The sequence below is a fragment of the Alkalihalophilus lindianensis genome (assembly GCF_032843265.1).
Taxonomy (GTDB): domain Bacteria; phylum Bacillota; class Bacilli; order Bacillales; family Bacillaceae_D; genus Alkalihalophilus; species Alkalihalophilus lindianensis.
On sequence record NZ_JAWJBA010000288.1, the window covers coordinates 1 to 274 of the forward strand.

The following is a 274-nucleotide window of genomic DNA, read 5'->3' on the forward strand; positions in this document are numbered from 1 at the left end:
TTCTGATTGTCTGTGGGGTCACTTCGACGAGTTCATCATCGTGAATCCACTCCAGACATTTTTCCAGCACCATTTCGCGTGGAGCTTGAAACGCGACAAGCGTGTCGCTGCCTGAAGCGCGCATGTTGGTGAGCTTCTTCGTCTTGCATACATTGATGTCGAGATCTTGGGTTCGTGTGTACTCCCCAACAATCATGCCACCATATACTCTGACTCCGGGGGAAATGAAGAATACACCACGATCTTCCGCGCCCTGAAGCGCATAACCGGTAGC

Annotated in this window: 1 pseudogene; it reads right to left on the minus strand. The window is 51.5% G+C overall.

Annotated elements, in window-relative coordinates:
* Positions 1-274: pseudogene (locus RYX56_RS22290) on the minus strand (translational GTPase TypA); the annotation flags it as partial.